Annotated in this window: 19 protein-coding genes; 9 read left to right on the forward strand and 10 right to left on the reverse strand. The window is 39.5% G+C overall.

What is annotated here, in order from left to right; genetic code table 11:
* Positions 1–131: 131 nt before the first annotated feature.
* The 4 genes from L647_RS0122595 to L647_RS0122615 all read left to right on the forward strand — a co-directional run bounded on the left by L647_RS0122595 (position 132) and on the right by L647_RS0122615 (position 5,164).
* Positions 132–1,946, forward strand: a complete 1,815-nt coding sequence (locus L647_RS0122595; protein WP_024613016.1) for an assimilatory sulfite reductase (NADPH) flavoprotein subunit — start codon at positions 132–134, stop codon at positions 1,944–1,946.
* 61 nt (positions 1,947–2,007) lie between these two features.
* On the forward strand, positions 2,008–3,705 hold the full coding sequence (gene cysI, locus L647_RS0122600; RefSeq protein WP_024613017.1) for an assimilatory sulfite reductase (NADPH) hemoprotein subunit: 1,698 nt from the start codon (positions 2,008–2,010) through the stop codon (positions 3,703–3,705).
* Between the two features lie 42 nt (positions 3,706–3,747).
* Entirely contained in the window at positions 3,748–4,488 is a 741-nt protein-coding gene (locus tag L647_RS0122605; RefSeq protein ID WP_024613018.1) for a phosphoadenylyl-sulfate reductase, read from the forward strand.
* 130 nt (positions 4,489–4,618) lie between these two features.
* Complete coding sequence (locus L647_RS0122615) at positions 4,619–5,164, forward strand: DUF4124 domain-containing protein (RefSeq protein ID WP_024613019.1); 546 nt, start codon at positions 4,619–4,621, stop codon at positions 5,162–5,164.
* Here L647_RS0122615 and L647_RS0122620 read toward each other — a convergent pair whose 3' ends face one another.
* The 4 genes from L647_RS0122620 to L647_RS0122635 all read right to left on the reverse strand — a co-directional run bounded on the left by L647_RS0122620 (position 5,165) and on the right by L647_RS0122635 (position 9,419).
* Positions 5,165–5,419 (reverse strand): hypothetical protein, encoded by a 255-nt coding sequence (locus L647_RS0122620; protein WP_024613020.1) that lies wholly within the window; start codon positions 5,417–5,419, stop codon positions 5,165–5,167.
* A gap of 137 nt (positions 5,420–5,556) precedes the next feature.
* Complete coding sequence (gene acnA / locus L647_RS0122625; RefSeq protein WP_024613021.1) at positions 5,557–8,301, reverse strand: aconitate hydratase AcnA; 2,745 nt, start codon at positions 8,299–8,301, stop codon at positions 5,557–5,559.
* A 205-nt stretch (positions 8,302–8,506) separates the two neighbouring features.
* A complete protein-coding gene (locus L647_RS0122630; RefSeq protein WP_024613022.1) occupies positions 8,507–8,935 on the reverse strand; it encodes a hypothetical protein in 429 nt (142 codons plus the stop codon).
* A gap of 100 nt (positions 8,936–9,035) precedes the next feature.
* A complete protein-coding gene (locus L647_RS0122635) occupies positions 9,036–9,419 on the reverse strand; it encodes an RNA-binding S4 domain-containing protein (RefSeq protein WP_024613023.1) in 384 nt (127 codons plus the stop codon).
* A gap of 245 nt (positions 9,420–9,664) precedes the next feature.
* Here L647_RS0122635 and L647_RS0122640 point away from each other — a divergent pair, with 245 nt between their 5' ends.
* Positions 9,665–9,952, forward strand: a complete 288-nt coding sequence (locus tag L647_RS0122640; protein WP_024613024.1) for a hypothetical protein — start codon at positions 9,665–9,667, stop codon at positions 9,950–9,952.
* A 56-nt stretch (positions 9,953–10,008) separates the two neighbouring features.
* Positions 10,009–10,671, forward strand: a complete 663-nt coding sequence (locus tag L647_RS0122645) for a hypothetical protein (protein WP_024613025.1) — start codon at positions 10,009–10,011, stop codon at positions 10,669–10,671.
* A 9-nt stretch (positions 10,672–10,680) separates the two neighbouring features.
* On the opposite strand, the gene L647_RS0122650 is transcribed toward L647_RS0122645, so the two are convergent.
* The 5 genes from L647_RS0122650 to glnA all read right to left on the reverse strand — a co-directional run bounded on the left by L647_RS0122650 (position 10,681) and on the right by glnA (position 15,767).
* Complete coding sequence (locus L647_RS0122650) at positions 10,681–11,139, reverse strand: cyclic nucleotide-binding domain-containing protein (protein WP_024613026.1); 459 nt, start codon at positions 11,137–11,139, stop codon at positions 10,681–10,683.
* A gap of 29 nt (positions 11,140–11,168) precedes the next feature.
* A complete protein-coding gene (gene ntrC, locus L647_RS0122655) occupies positions 11,169–12,554 on the reverse strand; it encodes a nitrogen regulation protein NR(I) (protein ID WP_024613027.1) in 1,386 nt (461 codons plus the stop codon).
* A 14-nt stretch (positions 12,555–12,568) separates the two neighbouring features.
* Positions 12,569–13,639: a nitrogen regulation protein NR(II) gene (glnL, locus tag L647_RS0122660; RefSeq protein ID WP_024613028.1), complete on the reverse strand. Its 1,071-nt coding sequence runs from the start codon at positions 13,637–13,639 to the stop codon at positions 12,569–12,571.
* An 84-nt stretch (positions 13,640–13,723) separates the two neighbouring features.
* Positions 13,724–14,245, reverse strand: a complete 522-nt coding sequence (locus L647_RS0122665; protein ID WP_024613029.1) for a DUF4124 domain-containing protein — start codon at positions 14,243–14,245, stop codon at positions 13,724–13,726.
* Positions 14,246–14,360: 115 nt separating this feature from the next.
* Positions 14,361–15,767 (reverse strand): glutamate--ammonia ligase, encoded by a 1,407-nt coding sequence (gene glnA / locus L647_RS0122670; protein WP_024613030.1) that lies wholly within the window; start codon positions 15,765–15,767, stop codon positions 14,361–14,363.
* Positions 15,768–16,274: 507 nt separating this feature from the next.
* Between glnA and typA the strand changes: the two genes are divergently transcribed.
* Together typA and L647_RS0122680 are read left to right on the forward strand one after the other, a co-directional pair.
* The gene (gene typA, locus L647_RS0122675) at positions 16,275–18,098 is read left to right on the forward strand and encodes a translational GTPase TypA (protein ID WP_024613031.1); all 1,824 of its coding nucleotides are present in this window, start codon (positions 16,275–16,277) and stop codon (positions 18,096–18,098) included.
* A 247-nt stretch (positions 18,099–18,345) separates the two neighbouring features.
* The gene (locus L647_RS0122680; protein ID WP_024613032.1) at positions 18,346–19,116 is read left to right on the forward strand and encodes a hypothetical protein; all 771 of its coding nucleotides are present in this window, start codon (positions 18,346–18,348) and stop codon (positions 19,114–19,116) included.
* 322 nt (positions 19,117–19,438) lie between these two features.
* Here the strand turns inward: L647_RS0122680 and L647_RS0122690 are convergent, their stop codons facing one another.
* Positions 19,439–20,167, reverse strand: a complete 729-nt coding sequence (locus L647_RS0122690) for a CBM9 family sugar-binding protein (RefSeq protein WP_024613033.1) — start codon at positions 20,165–20,167, stop codon at positions 19,439–19,441.
* A 154-nt stretch (positions 20,168–20,321) separates the two neighbouring features.
* Here L647_RS0122690 and L647_RS0122695 point away from each other — a divergent pair, with 154 nt between their 5' ends.
* Entirely contained in the window at positions 20,322–21,083 is a 762-nt protein-coding gene (locus L647_RS0122695; protein ID WP_024611512.1) for an IS5 family transposase, read from the forward strand.
* Positions 21,084–21,113 lie beyond the last annotated feature (30 nt).

The following is a 21,113-nucleotide window of genomic DNA, read 5'->3' on the forward strand; positions in this document are numbered from 1 at the left end:
ATACTGGCTTAGCCCGTTATCCTGCATACTTAGAAAACCTCAACAGAGAATCTCTGGAAGGGGTAAAGCTCATTTTTAACAATGCTAAAAATGCATTGTGTCTAATTTTCAGGGTTATGGGGAATCGATTCATGTTGTTAGGTCAACTAAATGCTGCGGCAAGCCCGCTATCGCAAGATCAAGTACAAAAGCTGCAAGGCTTAGTGGCTGAACTAAATCCAATTCAGCAAGCGTGGGTAAGTGGTTACTTAGCTGCAAATGCTAATTCAGCTGCATTAGGTGGCGTTACAACAGGTGCACCAGCAGCAAGCGATGCCGCACCGCTAACCATTTTATATGGTTCGCAAACAGGTAATGCAAAAGGTGTAGCAGCTAAGATGAAAGAGCAAGCTGAGTCGCGTGGCTTAGCTGTAAAATTAGTTAGCATGTCTGATTACAAACCAACAGCCCTGAAAAAAGAAAAGTTTTTAACTATTGTTGTATCTACATACGGTGAAGGCGAGCCACCTGAAGACGGTGAAACACTGCACGAATTTTTAGCGACTAAAAAAGCACCTAAATTAGATGGCGTAAAAATAGCTGTTATCGGTTTGGGTGATTCGAGCTATGAGTTCTTCTGTCAAACGGCAAAAGACTTTGAAGAGCGCTTAAATAAGTTAGGCGCAGAGTCTATATATCAACGTGCCGATTTAGATGTAGATTACGAAGATGAAGCGGCAACGTGGATAGCAGGTGCACTTGATGCATTTGAACCTGATTTAAAAGCGCAACAAGATGCAGCTGGCGGTCAAACTTTAGCTATGCCTTTTGGTACACCAACTACCGCTTCAAGCCAATATACAAAACAAAACCCATTTGAAGCCGAGTTATTAACAGTACAAAAAATCACGGGTCGCGACTCTACTAAAGATGTACGCCATGTTGAAATTTCACTCGAAGGTTCAGACATTACTTATACTCCTGGCGACTCGTTAGGTGTGTACTTTTTAAATGATGATGTACTAGTTGATGAAGTACTTGCACTCACTCAAATTGATGCGGCTAGCGTTGTAATAGTAGGTAATGATGAGCTAAACGTGCGTGATGCATTGATTGAAAAACTAGAGCTTACTCAATCATACCCAGGCTTTGTAGAAAAATACGCAGTAGCAACGGGCACGCCTGAATTATTAAAGCTTGTGGAAGATAAAACCGCAATGCGTGCGTATATCGAACCTCGTCAAATATTTGATGTCATTCGTCAAAACCCAGCAAAGCTTGATGCACAAACATTAGTAGATTGCCTACGTAAGCTACAAGCTCGTTTGTACTCTATTGCATCTAGCCAAAGCGAGGTTGAAGACGAAGTACATTTAACTCTAGGCTTAGTTGAATTTGATGCATTTGATAGTGAGCATTTAGGTGGCTGTACTGGTTACTTAACTCGCCGTGCAGAAGAGGGTTGTAAAGTTAAAGTATTTAGCGAACACAATGACAACTTCCGCCTGCCAACTAACGATGATACGCCAGTGATCATGATTGGTCCGGGAACGGGGATTGCGCCGTTCCGTGCATTTTTACAAGAGCGTGATTCGCGTGAAGCACAAGGCAAAAACTGGTTGTTTTTTGGTAACCCACATTTCACCCAAGACTTTTTATACCAGGTAGAAATACAGGGTTATTTAAAGTCAGGTTTGCTCAATAAAGTAGATGTTGCATTTAGCCGCGACCAAGCCCAAAAAGTATACGTACAAGACAAGTTACGCAGTAACAGTAAAGATGTGTTTGAGTGGCTAGAAGCTGGCGCTCACCTTTATATTTGTGGTGATGCAAATCGTATGGCAAAAGATGTACACAATGCCTTGGTTGATATCATCAAAGAAAACACAGGCAAGAGCAATGAAGACGCAGAGCAATATTTAAAAGATTTACGTAGCGCAAATCGCTATCAGAAAGACGTGTATTAATCACGTTTCTTATTTTATTTAACAGCTAACAGCCGTCACTGTAACAAATTTAGGATTTAAAATGAGCGAACAAGATAAAAACGTAAAACTTTCTGATAACGAACGTTTGAAAAGAGAAAGTAACTTTTTACGTGGCACCATAGAAAAAGATTTAAAAGACGAAATTACCGGTGGTTTCACTGCCGATAACTTTCAGCTAATTCGTTTTCATGGCATGTATCAACAAGATGACCGCGATATACGCGGTGAACGCGCTAAGCAAAAGCTAGAGCCGCTACATAATGTAATGTTACGCGCACGTATGCCTGGCGGTATTATTAAGCCAGAGCAGTGGTTAGCAATCGACAAGTTTGCGGATGACAAAACAAGCTATGGCAGTATTCGTTTAACTACGCGTCAAACATTTCAGTTTCATGGAGTGTTAAAGCCAAATATTAAAGGCATGCACCAAATGCTTGATAGCGTAGGCATAGACTCTATTGCTACAGCAGGTGACGTTAACCGTAATGTACTTTGTACAACGAACCCTGTTGAATCTGAGTTACATCAAGAAGCTTATGATTGGGCTGCAAAAATTTCTGAACACTTATTACCAAAAACTAAAGCGTATGCTGAAATTTGGTTAAATGGCGAAAAAGCAGAAACCACTGAAGAGCCAATTTTAGGTTCTAACTATTTACCGCGTAAGTTTAAAACAACGGTAACAATTCCGCCTAATAACGAAGTTGATATACACGCTAACGATTTAAACTTTGTAGCTATTGCTGAAAACGGCAAGCTAGTTGGTTTTAACGTGTTAGTGGGTGGTGGCTTAGCTATGACGCATGGCGATACTGCAACGTATCCGCGTAAAGCAGATGACTTTGGCTTTATCACATTAGACGATACCTTAAAAATTGCAGAGCATGTTGTATCTGTACAGCGTGATTGGGGTAATCGTTCAAATCGTAAAAATGCAAAAACTAAATATACATTAGACCGTGTAGGTGTTGATGTATTTAAAGCCGAAGTAGAAGCGCGCTCAGGTGTTACGTTTGCACCAAGTCGCCCGTTTGAGTTTACTCACCGAGGTGATCGTATTGGTTGGGTTGAAGGCATTGATGGTAAGCACCATTTAACGTTGTTCATTCAAAGTGGTCGTATTTTAGACTACCCAGGTAAACCGCTTAAAACAGGTTGTCGTAAAATTGCAGAGGTTCACCAAGGTGATATGCGTATGACGGCAAACCAAAACTTAATTATTGCTGGCGTACCTGCAGATCAAAAAGCTGTGATTGAAGAGATTGCACGTAGCCATGGCTTAATTGACGACACAGATTCGCAGCAGCGTAAAAACTCTATGGCTTGTGTTTCACTGCCAACGTGTCCGCTTGCAATGGCAGAAGCAGAGCGTTACCTACCAAGTTTAATTGAAAAAACCGAGGCACTACTTGCTAAGCACGGAATACCAAACGACAGCATTATAATGCGCGTTGTAGGGTGCCCTAATGGGTGTGGTCGTGCACTTCTTGCAGAAGCTGGTTTAGTAGGTAAAGGACCTGGTAAGTATAACGTGTACTTAGGTGGCAATTTAGAAGGTACACGTATTCCTAAATTGTACCTTGAGAACGTAGGCGAAGATGTTTACTTAGAGGCATTCGATAAGCTAATTGGTCAATGGGCTAAAGAGCGTAACGAGGGTGAATGTTTTGGTGACTTTGTTATCCGCAAAGGCATTGTTGCTGAAGTAAAAGTATCAGTAACCGATTTTCACGCATAATTTAATACCAGCGCGAAGCGTTGGTGAGGCTTGAAATTTACCATGAGTGAATTTAAAAACATTTTACAGCTAGATAAGCAAAGCCAAACGGCTATGTTAGCTGATGCTAATGGTTTACTAGCTAACATGAGCGCCGAGCAGCGTGTAACTTGGGCGCTTGATAATTTGCCAAATACGGCTTTTTTATCATCTAGCTTTGGTATTCAAGCAGCTGTAATGCTGCATTTAATGACATCGCAGCGTCCAGATATCCCAGTAGTATTAACTGATACAGGTTATTTATTTCCAGAAACTTATCATTTTATTGAGCAAATGAGCGAACGTTTATCACTAAATTTAAAAGTGTATAAAGCGCAACTTAGCCCAGCATGGCAAGAAGCTAAATTTGGTAAATTATGGGAGCAAGGCGAAGGCGGTATTAAGCAATATAATCAGCTTAATAAAGTAGAGCCAATGACCCGCGCGTTAAAGGATATTGATGCGGGTACTTGGTTTAGCGGTTTACGCCGCGACCAATCATCTACTCGTGCCGATAAGCAATTTGTAGAGATTAGCCGTGGCACCGTTAAAGTGTATCCGATTATTGAATGGTCTAACCGTGATGTATATCAGTACCTTACAAAGCACGACTTACCTTATCACCCATTATGGGAGCAAGGTTATGTGTCGATGGGTGATGTACATACAACGCGTAAATTAGAGCCAGGAATGAGCGAAGAAGAAACCCGCTTTTTTGGTTTAAATCGAGAATGTGGATTACACATTGATGGCGATGGTATTTGATAATATTTTTGTCAGTAAAAAAATAAACAAAAACGCAGCTAAGGCTGCGTTTTTATTACAAAAAAATTGCCAGATCACAGGTTTTTTATTAGACTCAATAGAATAAAGGATTAACTAAAGCAGGAACGCTATGAAATACTTTACCTATTTAGCAATATCAGTCATGGTTATTGCTGTCATTTCTTTGTTTTATCTAAAAAAACCAGACGGTAAAACATGGCTTTCCACTGCATCAATTAGTAATGACTCACACCAAATTAAAGAAAAAATAACCGCACTATCCAGCAGTATATTTGATCAAGCAATGCAAGGTGTAAAGCAGGCAGGTGATAAAATAGCGAGCAGTATTTCAGACGAACCCATTCCATCAATGGTACCTAGTGGTAAAATTTATAAGTGGCAGGGTAAAAACGGTGAGTGGAATTATTCCGATACGCCAAACCCGAACGGGAATAGTATTGAATTAAAACTAGATCCTAAAGATATTACCGTTATTGCCGCAGCAGACACCTCAATTTTAAACAGCAAATCAAAAAAATCAAACGATGAAGACGCATCAGAAACAGTAAGTATTTTTAATCCAGACACGGTTAAAAAGCTATTTAAAGACGCCGAAAACGTAAAAGAAAAACTAGAGAAGCGTAATAAAGAAATAAACAATTTAAGTGCGCTTTAACTATTTAGAGTGAGTGCTTTTATGGTTTTTTAAATAACGTTTTTCGGCTTCCATTAATAAGACTGTTAAATATATTTTAGTAGGAAGTGACAACAACACGCCTATAGCAATACATGCTGCCGCTATAATTATTCCTTTAATACCATGATCTACAGTGAAGTAACTCGACACAATTAAAGTGTGACCAGTCACAATAAGGCACAACCCAAGCACTATTGATGTTTTAAGCAGCCTAATTATCATTATTTGCGACATAGTCACCTCGCTAAGAGTAACCTTATTGTAGACAGGCTTTAAATACTTGGCATTGATTTAAGACAACAAACAGCACAAATAAAAAAGCCCAGCTTATTACTAAACTGGGCTTTTAAATGTATTAACTACAGCGTTTGTTAGTCGAGCATATTACGCAGTACATATTGTAAAATACCGCCATGTTTGTAGTAATCCCACTCTTTAGGGGTATCAATACGTACATCGGCACTCAGGCTAACTTTTTTACCTTCTGCATTGGTTGCAATAACGGTTACTTCATCGGTTTTATCATACAAGCCATCAATATCAAATTGCTCTTGACCGGTTAACCCATGTGACTCATAGCTTTCACCTTCTTTAAATTGCAGAGGTAGTACACCCATACCAATTAAATTAGAGCGATGAATACGTTCGTAGCTTTGTGCTACAACGGCTTTAACACCTAATAAAAGTGAGCCTTTAGCAGCCCAGTCACGAGACGACCCCGTGCCGTATTCTTTGCCCGCTAAAATAATAAGAGGCGTATTATTTTTTTGATACTCCATTGCAGCATCATAAATACTCTCTAGCGTATCGCCAGGCTGAGTACGTGTTACCCCGCCTTCAGTTCCAGGTGCTAGTAAGTTTTTAAGACGCACATTAGCAAATGTGCCGCGCATCATTACTTCGTGATTACCACGGCGTGAGCCGTAGGAGTTAAACTGCGCTTTATCTACGCCATTTTCTTGCAAATACAAACCCGCTGGCGCATCCGCTTTAATAGCACCCGCTGGAGAAATATGATCAGTGGTTACTGAATCCCCAAGCTTAGCTAAACAACGTGCACCCTCAATAGTTGGAATGCCCGGCGGTTCAACTTTCATACCATCAAAAAAGGGTGCTTTTTTAATGTAGGTAGATGCGTCATCCCAATCATAAAGTTTACCATCGGGTATTTGAATTTGCTGCCAGCGGCTATCGCCTTCGTAAACGTTAGCGTAGCTTTTTTCAAACATCTCTTTAGTAACTGTTTCTTTAACTAGGTCGCTCACTTCTTTAACGCTTGGCCAAATGTTTTTAAGGTAAATGTCGTTACCGTTAGCATCTTGCGCAAGTGGTTCGTTGTATACGTCAATGTCGGTTCTGCCTGCAATGGCATAGGCTACAACAAGTGGAGGTGAGGCTAAAAAGTTCATTTTAACATCTTGGTGAATACGACCTTCAAAGTTACGGTTACCCGATAAAATAGAGCTAACTACTAATTTATGCTTTTGAATCGCATCTGATATTTCAGTCGCTAGTGGGCCTGAGTTACCAATACAGGTAGTACAACCATAGCCAACTAAGTTAAAGCCTAAGCTTTCTAAGTCGTCCATTAAGCCGGCTTTTTCTAGGTAGTCGGTAACAACTTTAGAACCTGGAGCAAGTGATGTTTTAACCCAAGGTTTTACATTAATACCTAACTGCTTTGCTTTTTTAGCAACCAAGCCTGCGGCTAAAATTACACTCGGATTAGAGGTGTTAGTACAACTGGTAATCGCGGCAATAACGCAAGCACCATCGTTTAGCTCAAACTCTTGTCCTTTAAATTTAACTTTAGCGGCGCCCATAAATTGTGCTTCATTTACAGGTTCATCTGGGTTTGTTGTTGGGCCTTCGCCTTCGATACGAGCTTGTTCTTCATCGCTATTATCACGACGAGCCATACGTTCATCTTGAAAGTTTTTTAAATGCTGGCTAATCACTTCACCAGCCTTGTTTAGGGAGATTCTATCTTGTGGTCGCTTAGGACCCGCAAGGCTTGGTACAACATCACCTAATTTAAGCTCGAGTGTATCGGTATAGTTGGCTTCGTCACCATCATTACGCCATAAACCTTGATGTTTGGCGTAATCTTCAATTAACTTAAGATGACTTTCATCGCGATTTGTTAAACGTAAATAGCTGATTGTTTCATCATCAATCGGGAAAATACCACACGTAGCGCCGTATTCTGGTGCCATATTCGCTATGGTTGCTCTGTCTGCAAGTGGTAGATCGGCAAGGCCGTCACCATAAAACTCTACAAATTTACCCACTACGCCATGGTTACGTAGTATCTCGGTTACTGTTAATACTAAATCGGTTGCGGTCGTGCCCTCAGGTAAGCGGCCGCTTAGCTTCATACCCACTACTTGTGGAATGAGTAAACTGATTGGTTGACCAAGCATAGCCGCTTCGGCTTCAATGCCGCCTACACCCCAACCAAGTACACCTAAGCCATTTATCATGGTTGTGTGAGAGTCGGTACCTACGAGTGTATCTGGGTAAGCGAACTTTTTGCCATCGCGGTCTTCATTAAAAACAACACGCGCTAAGTATTCTAAATTTACTTGGTGAACAATACCGGTTGCTGGTGGCACTACTTTTAAATTATCAAAAGCGGTTTGTCCCCAGCGTAAAAATTCGTAACGTTCTTTATTTCGGTCGTATTCTAGTTTTGCATTTAAATCAAAAGCACCATCGTTACCATAACCATCTACTTGTACCGAGTGATCAATAACAAGCTCAGCAGGAGATAACGGATTTATTTTTGCAGGATCGCCACCTAGTTTTTCCATTGCGTCACGCATTGCGGCTAAATCAACAATAGCAGGTACGCCAGTAAAATCTTGCATAACAACGCGGGCAGGGGTAAAGGCTACTTCAGATGCAGGTTTTGCTTGAGAATCCCAGTCAAGGAGCGCTTGAATGTCTTGTTCTTTAATATTTGCGCCATCTTCGTTACGAAGAAGGTTTTCAAGTAATACTTTTAAAGAAAATGGCAATCGTTTCGCTTTGTCGCCAAGTCCTTTTAGAGAATGAATGTGATATTGCTCACCATTAATTGTAAGCTGATGCTGGGTATCGAAACTATTATTCATTATTTGCCCCTTTATGAATTAGAAAAATGCTTTGAAGAGTGACCTCTGTAATGTTCGAGTTGCAAAGTACATACCAGTGTAAAAAATCGCGTTTAGAGAACGAATTTTATACAGTTAATATAGTAGAGATGATGCTAAAAACTTTAATTTCAAGGGGAATTTAAAAGAGGATAAAAGGGCCAAAAGCTATTTCGACCCATATTAATTATTGTAACCAACCTTGTTGCTTAGCCTTAATACTTAAATAAAGCAGAGCTACAGCAATTATAATTACAAATATAGGCATAAATACCGCACTTGCGCCAAGTAGCTCAATACTGTTTATGACCACAAAATTATAATATTGTTGAATTAAAATAGCGCCGAGCGATAGCGTAAAAGTGGGAGCTGCTAACGAGTTTTTAGCAAGTAAAAAAAGACAACCCAAAGTACCTCCTAATACAGCAATAGCAAATGCGATTGTAGACCAAATAGGAATATTAGAGTATGCAGCTTGTTGATCTAAAGGTAGTTTACTTATCATTTCTGGTGTCATCATCATTTGTATAATAAATGCAATAACGCCAAGTAAGTTCCACATTAGAGCGGCCCATACCGTAGGTTTAAACCAATTTTTAGGTGGTGTGGCAGACATTTTGTAACCTTGTTTTTATTGTTATTAACTAGGTTATTAAAGAGTAAAAAGGCCAACTTAACAAGTTGACCTTTTTATATAAAAAGAGGACTTTAAATACTTAGCCAAACGAAATAGGACGACGACCTGTTTTATCATCTACCTTTGGCTTTTTAATTCGCTTACGTTTACTTTTAGCAGGCTGGCTTACTGGTTGTGATGCAGCTTGCTTTGCCTCAGTTTGAGTCTGCACAGCAGGTTTTTCTGCAGGCACTGCATCTTCATTTAACGCAAGTTGAAAAAACTCACCATCAAATTCTAATACATCGCCACTGTATAATTTTTTCCGCTTTATTGTACAAATTTCATGGTTAACACCCACATAGCCTTCAGTAATTAGGTTTTTAGCTTGGCCGCCACCTTCAACTAAGTTTAGTACTTTTAGTAATTTGCAGAGTTCAATTGGCTCTTCTTCTAATTCTATTTCTATATATTCTTCGTTCATATTTGCTCTCGGTGGGGTAACGCACAAGCTGTAGTATAAAGGCTTGCAGCTACTTTTGCACCAAAGCAAGTAACTTTAACTAAACGTAATACGTAAATAGTTATGAAAGTTTTTATGTATTTTATCTGTCTTTAAAAAAACTGAAGCAATTGAAGGTTAAGCTTTGTTGCAATCAATTTTACGTATGGCTCGCTAATTGCTAAAACTCTGGCGGATTAAATAGTTTTCATTAAGTGGAGTAGGAAATGGGCGTAAGATTAGCAATGAAAAAAGAGCTAATGGGCTTAGATAATTCAGATATGTTAACTGCAGATGATGTAAGGTCGCACCTTAGTACTCAGGTAAAAGAGCAAAAAGAAGATGCTGAACGTGGTTTTTCAGTGATTTCAAAATTTAATGATTATCATAGTCGGTTAATAAGCGGTGTTACCAATAGAAAATCGATACTTGAATTCGAGCGCCATCGTTTATTTAAAGAAGTTTTATATACTCGTAAAAGTGTTGATGCTTGGTTAGATAACCAAATTAACTGATTTGCTATTTATCGAAAACCGAATAGACTACAAGTGTAATCTATTCGAGGTTGATGATGAAAAATATACTTTTAGCGTGCTTAGTCATTTTATTAAGTGCGTGTCAGCAGCCCACTGTGTATGTTTATACGCAAGCATTGAGTGCAAACCAAAAGCAGCAGCTAGAAACTAAACTAGCTGCTCAAACCTTACCTTATCAATATCAAAGCATTGCAATACCAAAAGCGTATCAAGATGCGACGTTAATTGTGCCTTATAAAAACGTTGATAACGGACAGTTAGAACAGTTAACGCTAATAATACAGAGTATGGGGTTTAAACCTGACATTGTTTACAGCTCGGCAGATAATCATCATTACACTAATGGGAATATAGGTTTTTATTTACGGTCGACTTCTAAAAGCACTCTTCTGAGCATGCCAAATATTATGCTTACAACGGGCTGCTCAAACGATAAATATAATAATATGCGTGTTTCATTTAACGAAAAAAAGGCTCAATTTACATTACCAAGTGGTGTAAAAACGTTTTTGAATTGGGAGCTTTTTAAACAGTATTTAGTTATTTATTATCAAAATACGTCGCAATCGTATACGCATATCACACCTAATATAAGCACACCCTTTGGTCAAAAACCGTCAGATACTTTTACCTATAATGCGCATGTAGACAAACCAGATTGGCTTAATTGCTCACTACAAATTGTTTATATGGACTGAGTGATAGAGTTAACCGTTAGTTTCTATATGTTCACTAAGTTTTGCAATACGCAGACTCATTCCCTCTATAATTCGGTCTTTAATTTTTTCGCGGATCACATTAGGTAAACGAGTGAGGGCTTCAGGGGTAATAGCGAGTACTATGGTGTCGGTCTTGGCGCGTGCGCTAGTACTGCGCTCTCGATTATTTATAAAGGCGCCTTCACCTATAAATTCACCAGGCTCTATAGTACCAAGCTCCAGTAAATGGTTATGCTTAAATACTAATAACGCGCCGCTAAGTACAATGTACAAGCGCTTGTCGTTATCGTATTGCTTAAATAAAAACTGGTGCTGGCTTACTAAATACAACAGGCCGAACGACTCCAATAATACTTGGCGCTCGTTAAGCGTAAATTCTTTAAAAAAGTGCAGCCTGTTTATAATTTCCATTTGTTTAAATAAAGGAATATGTTCTATTAGCTTCATCAATAACCAAATTTGTTAAAAGCGTTTAATTAACTAATATTGCGCTCTTTTAATTTTCGGGTCAACGTGTTGCGTCCCCAACCAATTTTTATTGCAGCATCTTGTTTGTGGCCAGAGCAATTAGCTAATGCTGTTTTAATTAAGCGTGTTTCTAATTGTGCTTGAATATCAGGCCAGATATTTTCTTTTCCGTGCTTAAGCTCTTGATTAAGCCATTGCTGAAATGCATCTAACCAGTCACCTTCTTCTTGGCTTGGTGCAGCATCAAGAATCTCTGGCGGTAAGTCTTGTTCGGTAACAAGTTCCCCAGGAGCCATCACAGTAAGCCAGCGGCAAGTGTTTTCGAGCTGGCGTACATTGCCAGGCCAATTAAATAAACGTAATTGTTCGGTGGCTTTAGGGCTAAGTACTTTGCTTTCTACTTGTAGGTCTTTGGCGCTTTTGTGTAAAAAGTGCTGTGATAAGCGTTCAATATCTTCGGTACGTTCACGAAGGGCTGGCAAGCGAAGACGCACTACGTTTAGGCGATGAAACAAATCGTCCCTAAACTTCCCTTGTTTTACTAAGTCTTCAAGATTTTGGTGTGTAGCTGCAATAATACGCACATCTACTTTTATACTTTGATGCCCACCAACGCGATAAAACTCACCATCGGCAAGTACGCGTAGTAAGCGAGTTTGTACATCGAGTGGCATATCACCAATTTCATCTAAAAATAATGTTCCGCCATTGGCTTGTTCAAAGCGACCTTTACGAACACTATCTGCACCTGTAAATGCACCTTTTTCGTGACCAAAGAGCTCCGACTCAACAAGTTCTTTAGGAATTGCTGCCATATTAAGTGCAATAAACTGATTTTCTTTACGTGGGCTATGGTTATGCAGAGCACTTGCAACAAGCTCTTTACCGGTACCCGATTCGCCATTAATAAGCACGCTCATGCTAGAAGCCGATAGTTTACCTATCGCTCTGAACACTTCTTGCATTGCGGGTGCTTCACCAATTATGTGCGCACTTTTAGGAGGAGCTTGTTTGCGTTTAGTTTTTTTAGTGGAGTTTGCTCTAAATGCGCTTTCAACAAGAGCAACCGCTTCGTTTAAATCAAACGGCTTAGCAAGGTACTCAAAAGCCCCTTTTTGAAACGCATTAACGGCTGAGTCTAAATCTGAGTGTGCGGTCATTATAATTACCGGTAACCCAGGGTTTTGCTCTGCTATAAGCTCAAGTAAAGCCATGCCATCCATACCTGGCATTTTTACATCAGACACCAAAACAGCTGGTTGGCTAAATTTTAATGCACTTAATACATCTTGCGCATTAGCAAAGCTTTCCGTGTTAAACCCTGCTCGGGTTAGTGCTTTTTCAAGTACAAAGCGAATTGAGGCATCATCATCTACAAGCCAAACTGTTTTCATGCAAACTCCAAACATTAATCTGCAAAGGGCAGATAGATATTAAATTCAGTATGTCCAGGCCAGCTATCACATTCAATGTAGCCATCGTGCTGATCAATGAGTGTTTGCGCTATAGAAAGCCCCAACCCAGAACCACCTTCTTTGTTAGTGGTCATCGGGTAAAACAATGTTTCGCGTACGCTATGATCTATGCCTGGTCCGTTATCAGATATTTGGATCAACAAGGCTTTTTTAGGCGCTTTTCCTGGGCGACGATGTTGATGGTTTATACGGGTTTTTATTTTTATTTCACCGCCATCTACAAGCGCCTGCTGAGCATTGCGCACAATATTTAGTACTACTTGCTGTATTTTACCTTGGTCAATGTACACATCAGGAATGCTTGGGTCGTAATCTTTTGCTAAGCAAATATTAGAACAATTATCTAATGTGCTTAACCTAATAACGGACTCCAGAGTCTGATGTATGTTGCCATAAGATTTTTGAGGTAGTTGGTTTGGTCCAAGGAGCCTATCCACTAATTCACATAATCTGTCTGCTTGCTCAATTATGAGCTCGGCACATTGATCTCTTTCTTGTTGATCAACCTCATACTGCAATAACTGCGCCGCTCCGCGAATTCCACCTAAAGGATTTTTTATTTCGTGAGCAAGACCACGAATCAAATTGCGTGCAGCTTGATATTGATGCATTTGATTTGATGCTTGATCGTGCTTTATTTCATCATCTGTTTGACGCCACTCTAATAAAATATACAAAGTGTCTTTAAACTTTATTCGCCTAGAACTAACCGCAACTTTTGCGTGTCGAGAATCACTAAACACCACGTCTGCTCTGTGCTGTTGGCAATCTACACCATCTATTAGCGAGTACTGTTCAATGCGTTTTAAATCAATTGAATGGTAGTTAAAAAGGCTACCGAAAGGTTGTTCTAACAAGCGTTTAGTACCAAGGCCTAGTAACTCGCTCGTACTGGTATTGGCATAAACAACGGTGAAGTTTTTATCGAGTAGCATGACGGCAGTTGTTTGATTTTGCCAAATGGCATCAAGTAGCTCAGGGCTAAAATTTTCATTGTTAATCATAGTTGCACCATTTTAGTGCGCTAATGTTTGCAGGCAAGTTATTTTAGTAAAATGGACTGCGGCGCCTAAATATTAAGCTGTAATTTATCTGCCTAGAGTTAAGCCTTTTCTGTGCATAAAAAACACACAAGGTTGGCTTACGGCAATAATTTGATTGTTTTTATTAAAAAGTTTTACTTGTAACGTATGCTCACCGCGCTTTACATCTCTTATTGCAAATGTTGAATCAACGCCGGCTGGACCGTTTGCTTTACCATCAATAAAAAGTTGTATTGTAAATCCACTTTCGTACCGTGGTGTTATGCGGCTGGTAACATAAACAGTTCCCGTATTTTCACGAATAGTTTGATTATGCTCTGGTGACGAAATCGTAATATTAAATGCTGTATTTTTAGGTTGGTCTTCTGTGTTTAAAATATCGGTATTAGTAGCAGGCATAGTAAGATCTTGGCTCGTGAGCTTTACCTCCGTCGCGCCTTTATGTGGTGTGTCTGAAAACACAAGTACGCCATTTTTATCTTTCCAAGCGTAAATCTTTGTTTCACCAGCATAACCATAATCACTTAATCCTAAAGCAATTATTAGTAATAAAATCTTGTTATTCACCCTGCAACCTTGCATTTTTTACGATAACTTAACTTTAGTGGAGATTGATTAAATTTACCATTAAAAAAGCCCGCAAAGCGGGCTTGAGAACACACATTATTTAACAGCTAATAAATTAACAGCTGTAGTACATTTCAAACTCAACTGGGTGAGTTGTCATGTTAAGCTTTTCTACTTCTTTAGATTTAAGACCAATGTAAGCATCAATTAAATCATCAGTGAATACACCACCTTGAGTTAAGAATTCACGGTCTGCGCTAAGTGCAGATAGTGCTTCGTCAAGTGATGCTGCAACGGTTGGAATTTCTGCTGCTTCTTCAGCTGGTAAGTCGTATAAATCTTTATCCATTGCATCGCCAGGGTGGATCTTATTTTTAATACCATCAAGGCCAGCCATAAGCATTGCTGAGAAAGCAAGGTATGGGTTAGCAGTTGGATCCGGGAAGCGTACTTCAATACGACGACCTTTTTCAGATGGAACCACTGGGATACGGATTGATGCAGAGCGGTTACGTGCAGAGTATGCAAGCATAACTGGTGCTTCAAAACCTGGTACTAAACGTTTGTACGAGTTAGTAGATGCATTTGCAAAAGCGTTAATTGCTTTAGCATGCTTGATGATGCCGCCAATGTAGTAAAGAGCATCTTCAGAAAGACCGCCGTACTTGTCGCCTGCAAAAAGGTTTACACCGTCTTTAGCAAGTGACTGGTGGCAATGCATACCAGAACCGTTATCACCAACAACTGGCTTAGGCATAAACGTTGCTGTTTTACCGTATAAGTGAGCCATGTTGTGGATAACATATTTCATTTCTTGAATTTCATCCGCTTTTAATACCATTGTATTAAAGCGAGTAGCGATTTCGTTTTGACCCGCTGTAGCTACTTCGTGGTGATGTGCTTCTACTACTTGGCCCATTTCTTCTAGAACTAGACACGTAGCTGAACGCCAATCTTGGAAGTCATCAACTGGAGCAACTGGGAAGTAACCGCCTTTAACACCAGGACGATGACCTGTATTGCCATCTGCATATTCTTTATCTGAGTTCCAAGCTGCTTGCTTAGAATCAATTTTGTACATTGAACCAGACATATCTGATTTATATTTAACATCGTCAAATACAAAAAACTCTGGCTCAGGACCAAATAAAACGGTATCTGCAATACCAGTAGACTTCATGTACTCTTCAGCGCGCTTAGCAACTGAACGAGGGTCGCGCTCATAACCTTGAAGAGTTGAAGGCTCAACTACATCACAACGAACGATTAAAGTTGTTTCTTCTGTGAAAGGGTCTAGTTTGATTGATTCAGGAACTGGCATTAATACCATGTCTGATTCGTTTATGCCTTTCCAACCAGCGATTGAAGAGCCATCGAACATTTTACCGTCTTCGAAAAAGTCTTCATCAACTTGGTGATGAGGAATAGATACATGTTGTTCTTTACCCTTAGTGTCAGTAAAGCGTAAATCAATGAACTTAACGTCATTTTCTTTAATAAAATCTAAAACCGATTGCGACATGTGTCCTCCAACTATTGGGTTTTGTTATTGCTGCGTAATTGCTTTGGCATTTACCAAGCTGATTTTGTGCCATTTTTATAACTATATGTTTATAAATTAAAAAAATTAAGATGCTACAAAATGGATCAAATTGGTGCACTTTATTGGTGCGTAAAAAGTCCCTTTTGGTGCAAGTTTTACACGGTGTAATTTGTTGCTAATTTAATCACACTAAATTAGCATAACTTAAATGTAAAAGAGTACCAAAAATATCTGTAAAATGGCAAAAATGGCTGTTTTTCTGAAATTAATCAAAATTTAATTCATCTAAATGTCATATATAAAACAGATACTTAGTGAAAGTATTGAGAAAGTTTTAAAATATGTATTGGATAAACTTTCATCCATGTCATTAATGAGGGATAATATGCGCCCTTTTAAATCCTATGCTTGGACATCTCGTGAAAACGCAGATGAGTGCGTAGATCTTGCAGGATCAATGAGAATTTAATTTCTCTGAGTAAATATATGAGCATCGAAAAGTTAAGAAATATAGCGATTATCGCGCACGTTGACCACGGTAAAACAACACTGGTTGACAAACTACTTGAGCAATCAGGTACATTAGAAACACGCGGCGGTAACGAAGAGCGCGTGATGGACTCAAACGACATTGAGAAAGAACGTGGTATTACCATTTTGGCTAAAAACACAGCCATTTCTTGGAACGACTACCATATCAATATCGTAGATACTCCGGGACACGCCGATTTCGGTGGTGAAGTTGAACGCGTACTTTCGATGGCTGACTCAGTATTATTACTTGTTGATGCTCAAGAAGGTCCAATGCCACAAACGCGTTTCGTTACGCAAAAGGCATTCGCGCAAGGCTTAAAGCCAATCGTAGTTATCAATAAAATTGATAAGCCTGGTTCACGTCCTGATTGGGTTATGGATCAAATCTTTGATTTATTCGACAACCTTGGCGCAACTGACGAACAGTTAGATTTTAAAGTAATCTACGCTTCAGCAATCAACGGCTGGGCAACACTAGATTTAGACGAGCCATCAGACAACATGGAACCTATGTTCAAGATGATCGTTGACGAAGTATCACCACCGGATGCAGATCCTGAAGGTGACTTCCAAATGCAAATTTCTCAACTAGATTACAACTCTTATGTTGGTGTAGTTGGTATTGGTCGTATTAAACGTGGTTCTGTTGCTCCTAACCAACAAGTTACTATTATCAGTGCTGATGGCACTACACGTAATGGTAAAATTGGCGCAGTACAAAGCTACCTAGGTCTTGAACGTATCGAAACTGAAAGAGCTTACGCTGGTAACATCGTAACTGTAACAGGTATTGGTGAGCTTAAGATTTCTGATACAGTTTGTTTCCCAGGAAACGTTGAAGCATTACCACCACTAAGTGTTGATGAGCCAACTGTAACAATGACATTCTCTGTAAATAACTCACCTTTCTGTGGTAAAGAAGGTAAGTTTGTAACGTCACGTAATATCCGTGAACGTTTAGACAAAGAATTAGTACACAACGTAGCACTTCGCGTTGAAGATACTGGTAGCCCAGATAGCTTCCGTGTTTCTGGTCGTGGTGAATTACACCTAGGTATCTTAATCGAGAACATGCGTCGTGAAGGTTACGAGCTTTCAGTTTCTCGTCCAGAAGTTATCTTACGTACTGTAGATGGCGTTCTAGAAGAACCGTTTGAAACAGTTACTATTGACTGTCAAGACGAGCACCAAGGTTCTGTTATGGAGCAAGTTGGCCTACGTAAAGGTGAACTTACTAACATGACTCCAGATGGCAAAGGCCGTATGCGTTTAGACTTCATGATCCCTAGCCGTGGTTTAATTGGTTTCCAAACTGATTTCATGACGCTTACTTCGGGTTCTGGTCTTATGTACCATACGTTCGATCATTACGGTCCTCACAAAGGTGGCGACATCGGTGTTCGTAAGAACGGCGTAATGATTGCAAACGCAACTGGTAAAGCACTTACTAACGCATTATTCAACTTACAAGAACGCGGCCGTTTATTCATCGGTCACGGTGTTGAAGTATACGAAGGTATGGTTATCGGTATTCATAACCGTGATAACGACCTTACAGTTAACGCCCTTAAAGGCAAGCAGTTAACTAACGTACGTGCATCTGGTACTGATGAAGCGCAAACGCTTTCTCCACACCTTAACTACTCACTTGAGCAAGCGCTTGAGTTCATCGATGATGACGAGCTAGTTGAAGTAACTCCACTAAACATTCGTATCCGTAAGCGTTACCTTACAGAAAACGAACGTAAACGTGCAGGTCGTGGACCTAAAGCATAATCTATTAATTTAGAATTGTGATTTTAAAAGCCGCTGTATTGAAAAATACAGCGGCTTTTTTGTGTTTGGTGAGTCTCCAAATACCAAAGTTAAGAGTTCCACTACTGGCGAGCAATCTCTAAGGCTATAGCATTGGTAAATTTATAATAGTAAAATTAATTTTTAGATATAGATGATAATATTGCTAGTAAAAGTAGGATACTTCAAAGCTAGAAAACTATATTCAGTTTGCTATGGGAGAGAGCGAATGGAAACGATTGAGGAAAAAGTTACTCGATTCAGAACATATAATAGGACCATGATTGCAGCTGCTTTTTCAAAACCAAATCGCCGGCATCAAGGTATTCCAGCTAAGCTATTATTATGCTCAGTCTTTGATTCTCTCTCGATTGCTGCTTTTCCAAATGAAAATAAAGTAGGTCATCGATATCGAAAAACAATATCAGAGCACTCTGGTTGGGAGCATAATAATAGAGTTAGCTTATTACAGCTCTGTAGTGTGTTAGAAAGTCACCCTCAATTACCAAGTTCATTTTTAACCCTTAATTCTTGGGCTAAATTAGAGAAAAAGAAAAGATTTTCTAATTCAAATAGCCTGCTATCAATTAGCAAAGGGTTAGAGTTAGATCCAACTTTTGAGGAACTTTTAGATAAATGGCCGAAACAAAAAAATAAGCCCCCAGAAACACTCGATAGATTATCACCAGAGAGTTTCACTCATAAGAATTTGCTCTACATGTATCGGAATAAACTTGCACACGAGTTTAGATTACTAGGCAATGGTGCTGAATCGCCTTTCAGAGTTGAATTTAAACCTTATTATCAAGAAGTATTAACTGTAACCGATTTGAGCTCTATGGGTGGATTAGTATCCACAAAGACATGGAGACTAGTCTACCCAATTGGCTTTTTTGTGAAAATGGCTAAGAATAGTCTCGAAAGCATATGCGTAGAGTACAACTCTAAAGGCATTAGCCCTTTCCTTAATTATAAAGAGAGCGATTTATGGTTAGAGTGATAGTTGCTTCAATATTCGAACCTTGTTTTCCGTTTAAGGTTATCAACTTCTTATTCAATAGGAATATATGAATATCTCTAAAAGCGTAGTGCCTCTTAACCTCTTTGTAAATCATTTACTTAAAGATCTTTTGTACAAGGAGAAGGAAATGAGAGGTAAAATAGGTGAGCTTAAAACCAACATTATTGTATGTTTGTGTTGGTTTAAGGATGTTTAAAAAAGCCGATAATGCAAAGCCCCTGTGTTTGTTGGTAGGGTATTTTTTCGTTGGGTTTCGCTTCGCTCAACCCAACCTACTTAATTATTTTTTGGTGGGAGTAACTTACTTTTTAGGGAGTAGGGTGATTTTGCCAAATACGTCTGCATCTATAAATCCACGGTTTCTGTCGCCGTTTACTGGCTGTACTTCGTGTGAGCCCATAAAGTGCTCGCGCACGTCGCTGCCATCGTTATCACAGTACGCTAGCATAAAACCTATTACTTGCTTTTCGCTAAGTGTAATTGGGGTGTTTTTAGCACCTTCTTTATAATCATTAGGGTAGAGTTTTATCGCTACTTCCCAGGTGATGTTAAAGGGCGCTGTTGTGTTGCGCTTCCAGTTACTAACTAGGTGGTCGGTATACAAATGGGCTTTTTTATCAGGTCCGTAATCGGCGGCTTGGTTATCAAGGCCAATATGGTACGCCAAAGCGGTGTGATTAAATTGATGATTACCACCGGATGCATCGCTATCAATAAATACTTCAAGCGCATCGTCATCCCAATATTTATACGTTGGATCGGCGTGTGTATCTATTAAAACGTCATCCACAATATCGGCTTGTAGGTATAAATAGTTTTGATCCCACAATAAACGGTAACGCCCTTTAAAGTCAGCATCGTTTGATGGCAGTGTGCCATCCATTAAATAAGGCATGTTGTGCCAAGCGGCTTTATCCCATGCGCTTTCTGATACGCCATCAATAGTAATAGGGGTTGCAGTGTGTTCAACATCAATTGCCATTACGGGGGCGCTTAATAAAAAGCTAAAGGCGAGTGCTAATTTTTTCATTAATTTCTCAATTTTATTGTGTGCTTGTGTTGACGTAATACCTATCCTAAAACAGCTAAGTAATTAGGGCGTGTTGATCTTTGCGGTATAAAAAACAAACAGCATGAGGATAAGGTATAATTGAATTCGCTAAAAAACGTTACACCGAACCCTCATGCCAAGATTAATGTTAACAGACGCGACATGGAATGTCTTATCAAAAGTAATGCACTTAAGTGGTCGAATTTATAATAAGCCTGAGCATAGAAAAACGCTCGAAGGCATACTCTATAAGATGCGTACCGGTATTCCTTGGCGAGATTTACCGTCTTATTTCGGCTCGTGGAGTGCTATCTATAGACGATTTAATTTATGGTCCAAAAAAGATATTTTGAATGAATTATTTCGTGTGTTATCCCACTATGCTGATATGGATTGGATCTTTATTGATGGCAGTATTGTCAGGGCTCACCAGCATAGTTGCGGTGCAAGAACCGCTGGCAATGAATCAATCGGTAAGAGTCGAGGTGGCAATTCGACTAAAATTCATCTTGCAGTAGATAGCGGAGGATTGCCTGTTTATTATGAATTATCCTGTGGAAATACGCATGATATCGTCCATGCAGAGTCACTTGTAGACAATTGCCCAACGAGTAATGTGGTTGTCGCAGATAAAGGCTACGATAGTGAAAAACTAAGAGAGTTTATTCGTGATAATAGCGCTACACCCGTTATTCCACGCAAGGATAACAGTTTAGTGGGTAATGAAGATATTGACTGGTGCATGTACAAATATAGGCACTTAGTTGAGAATGCCTTTGGTCGGATCAAACAATATAGAGGGATAGCTACAAGGTATGAAAAGCTTGAACGGAATTATCATTCCATGCTCGCTTTAGCATTTACTATGATGTGGCTACCAATGTGGGCTGATTAATATATATACTACAAAGATCAACAGCCCCTA

This window comes from Pseudoalteromonas sp. TB64 (assembly GCF_000498095.1).
Classification (GTDB): Bacteria; Pseudomonadota; Gammaproteobacteria; order Enterobacterales; family Alteromonadaceae; genus Pseudoalteromonas.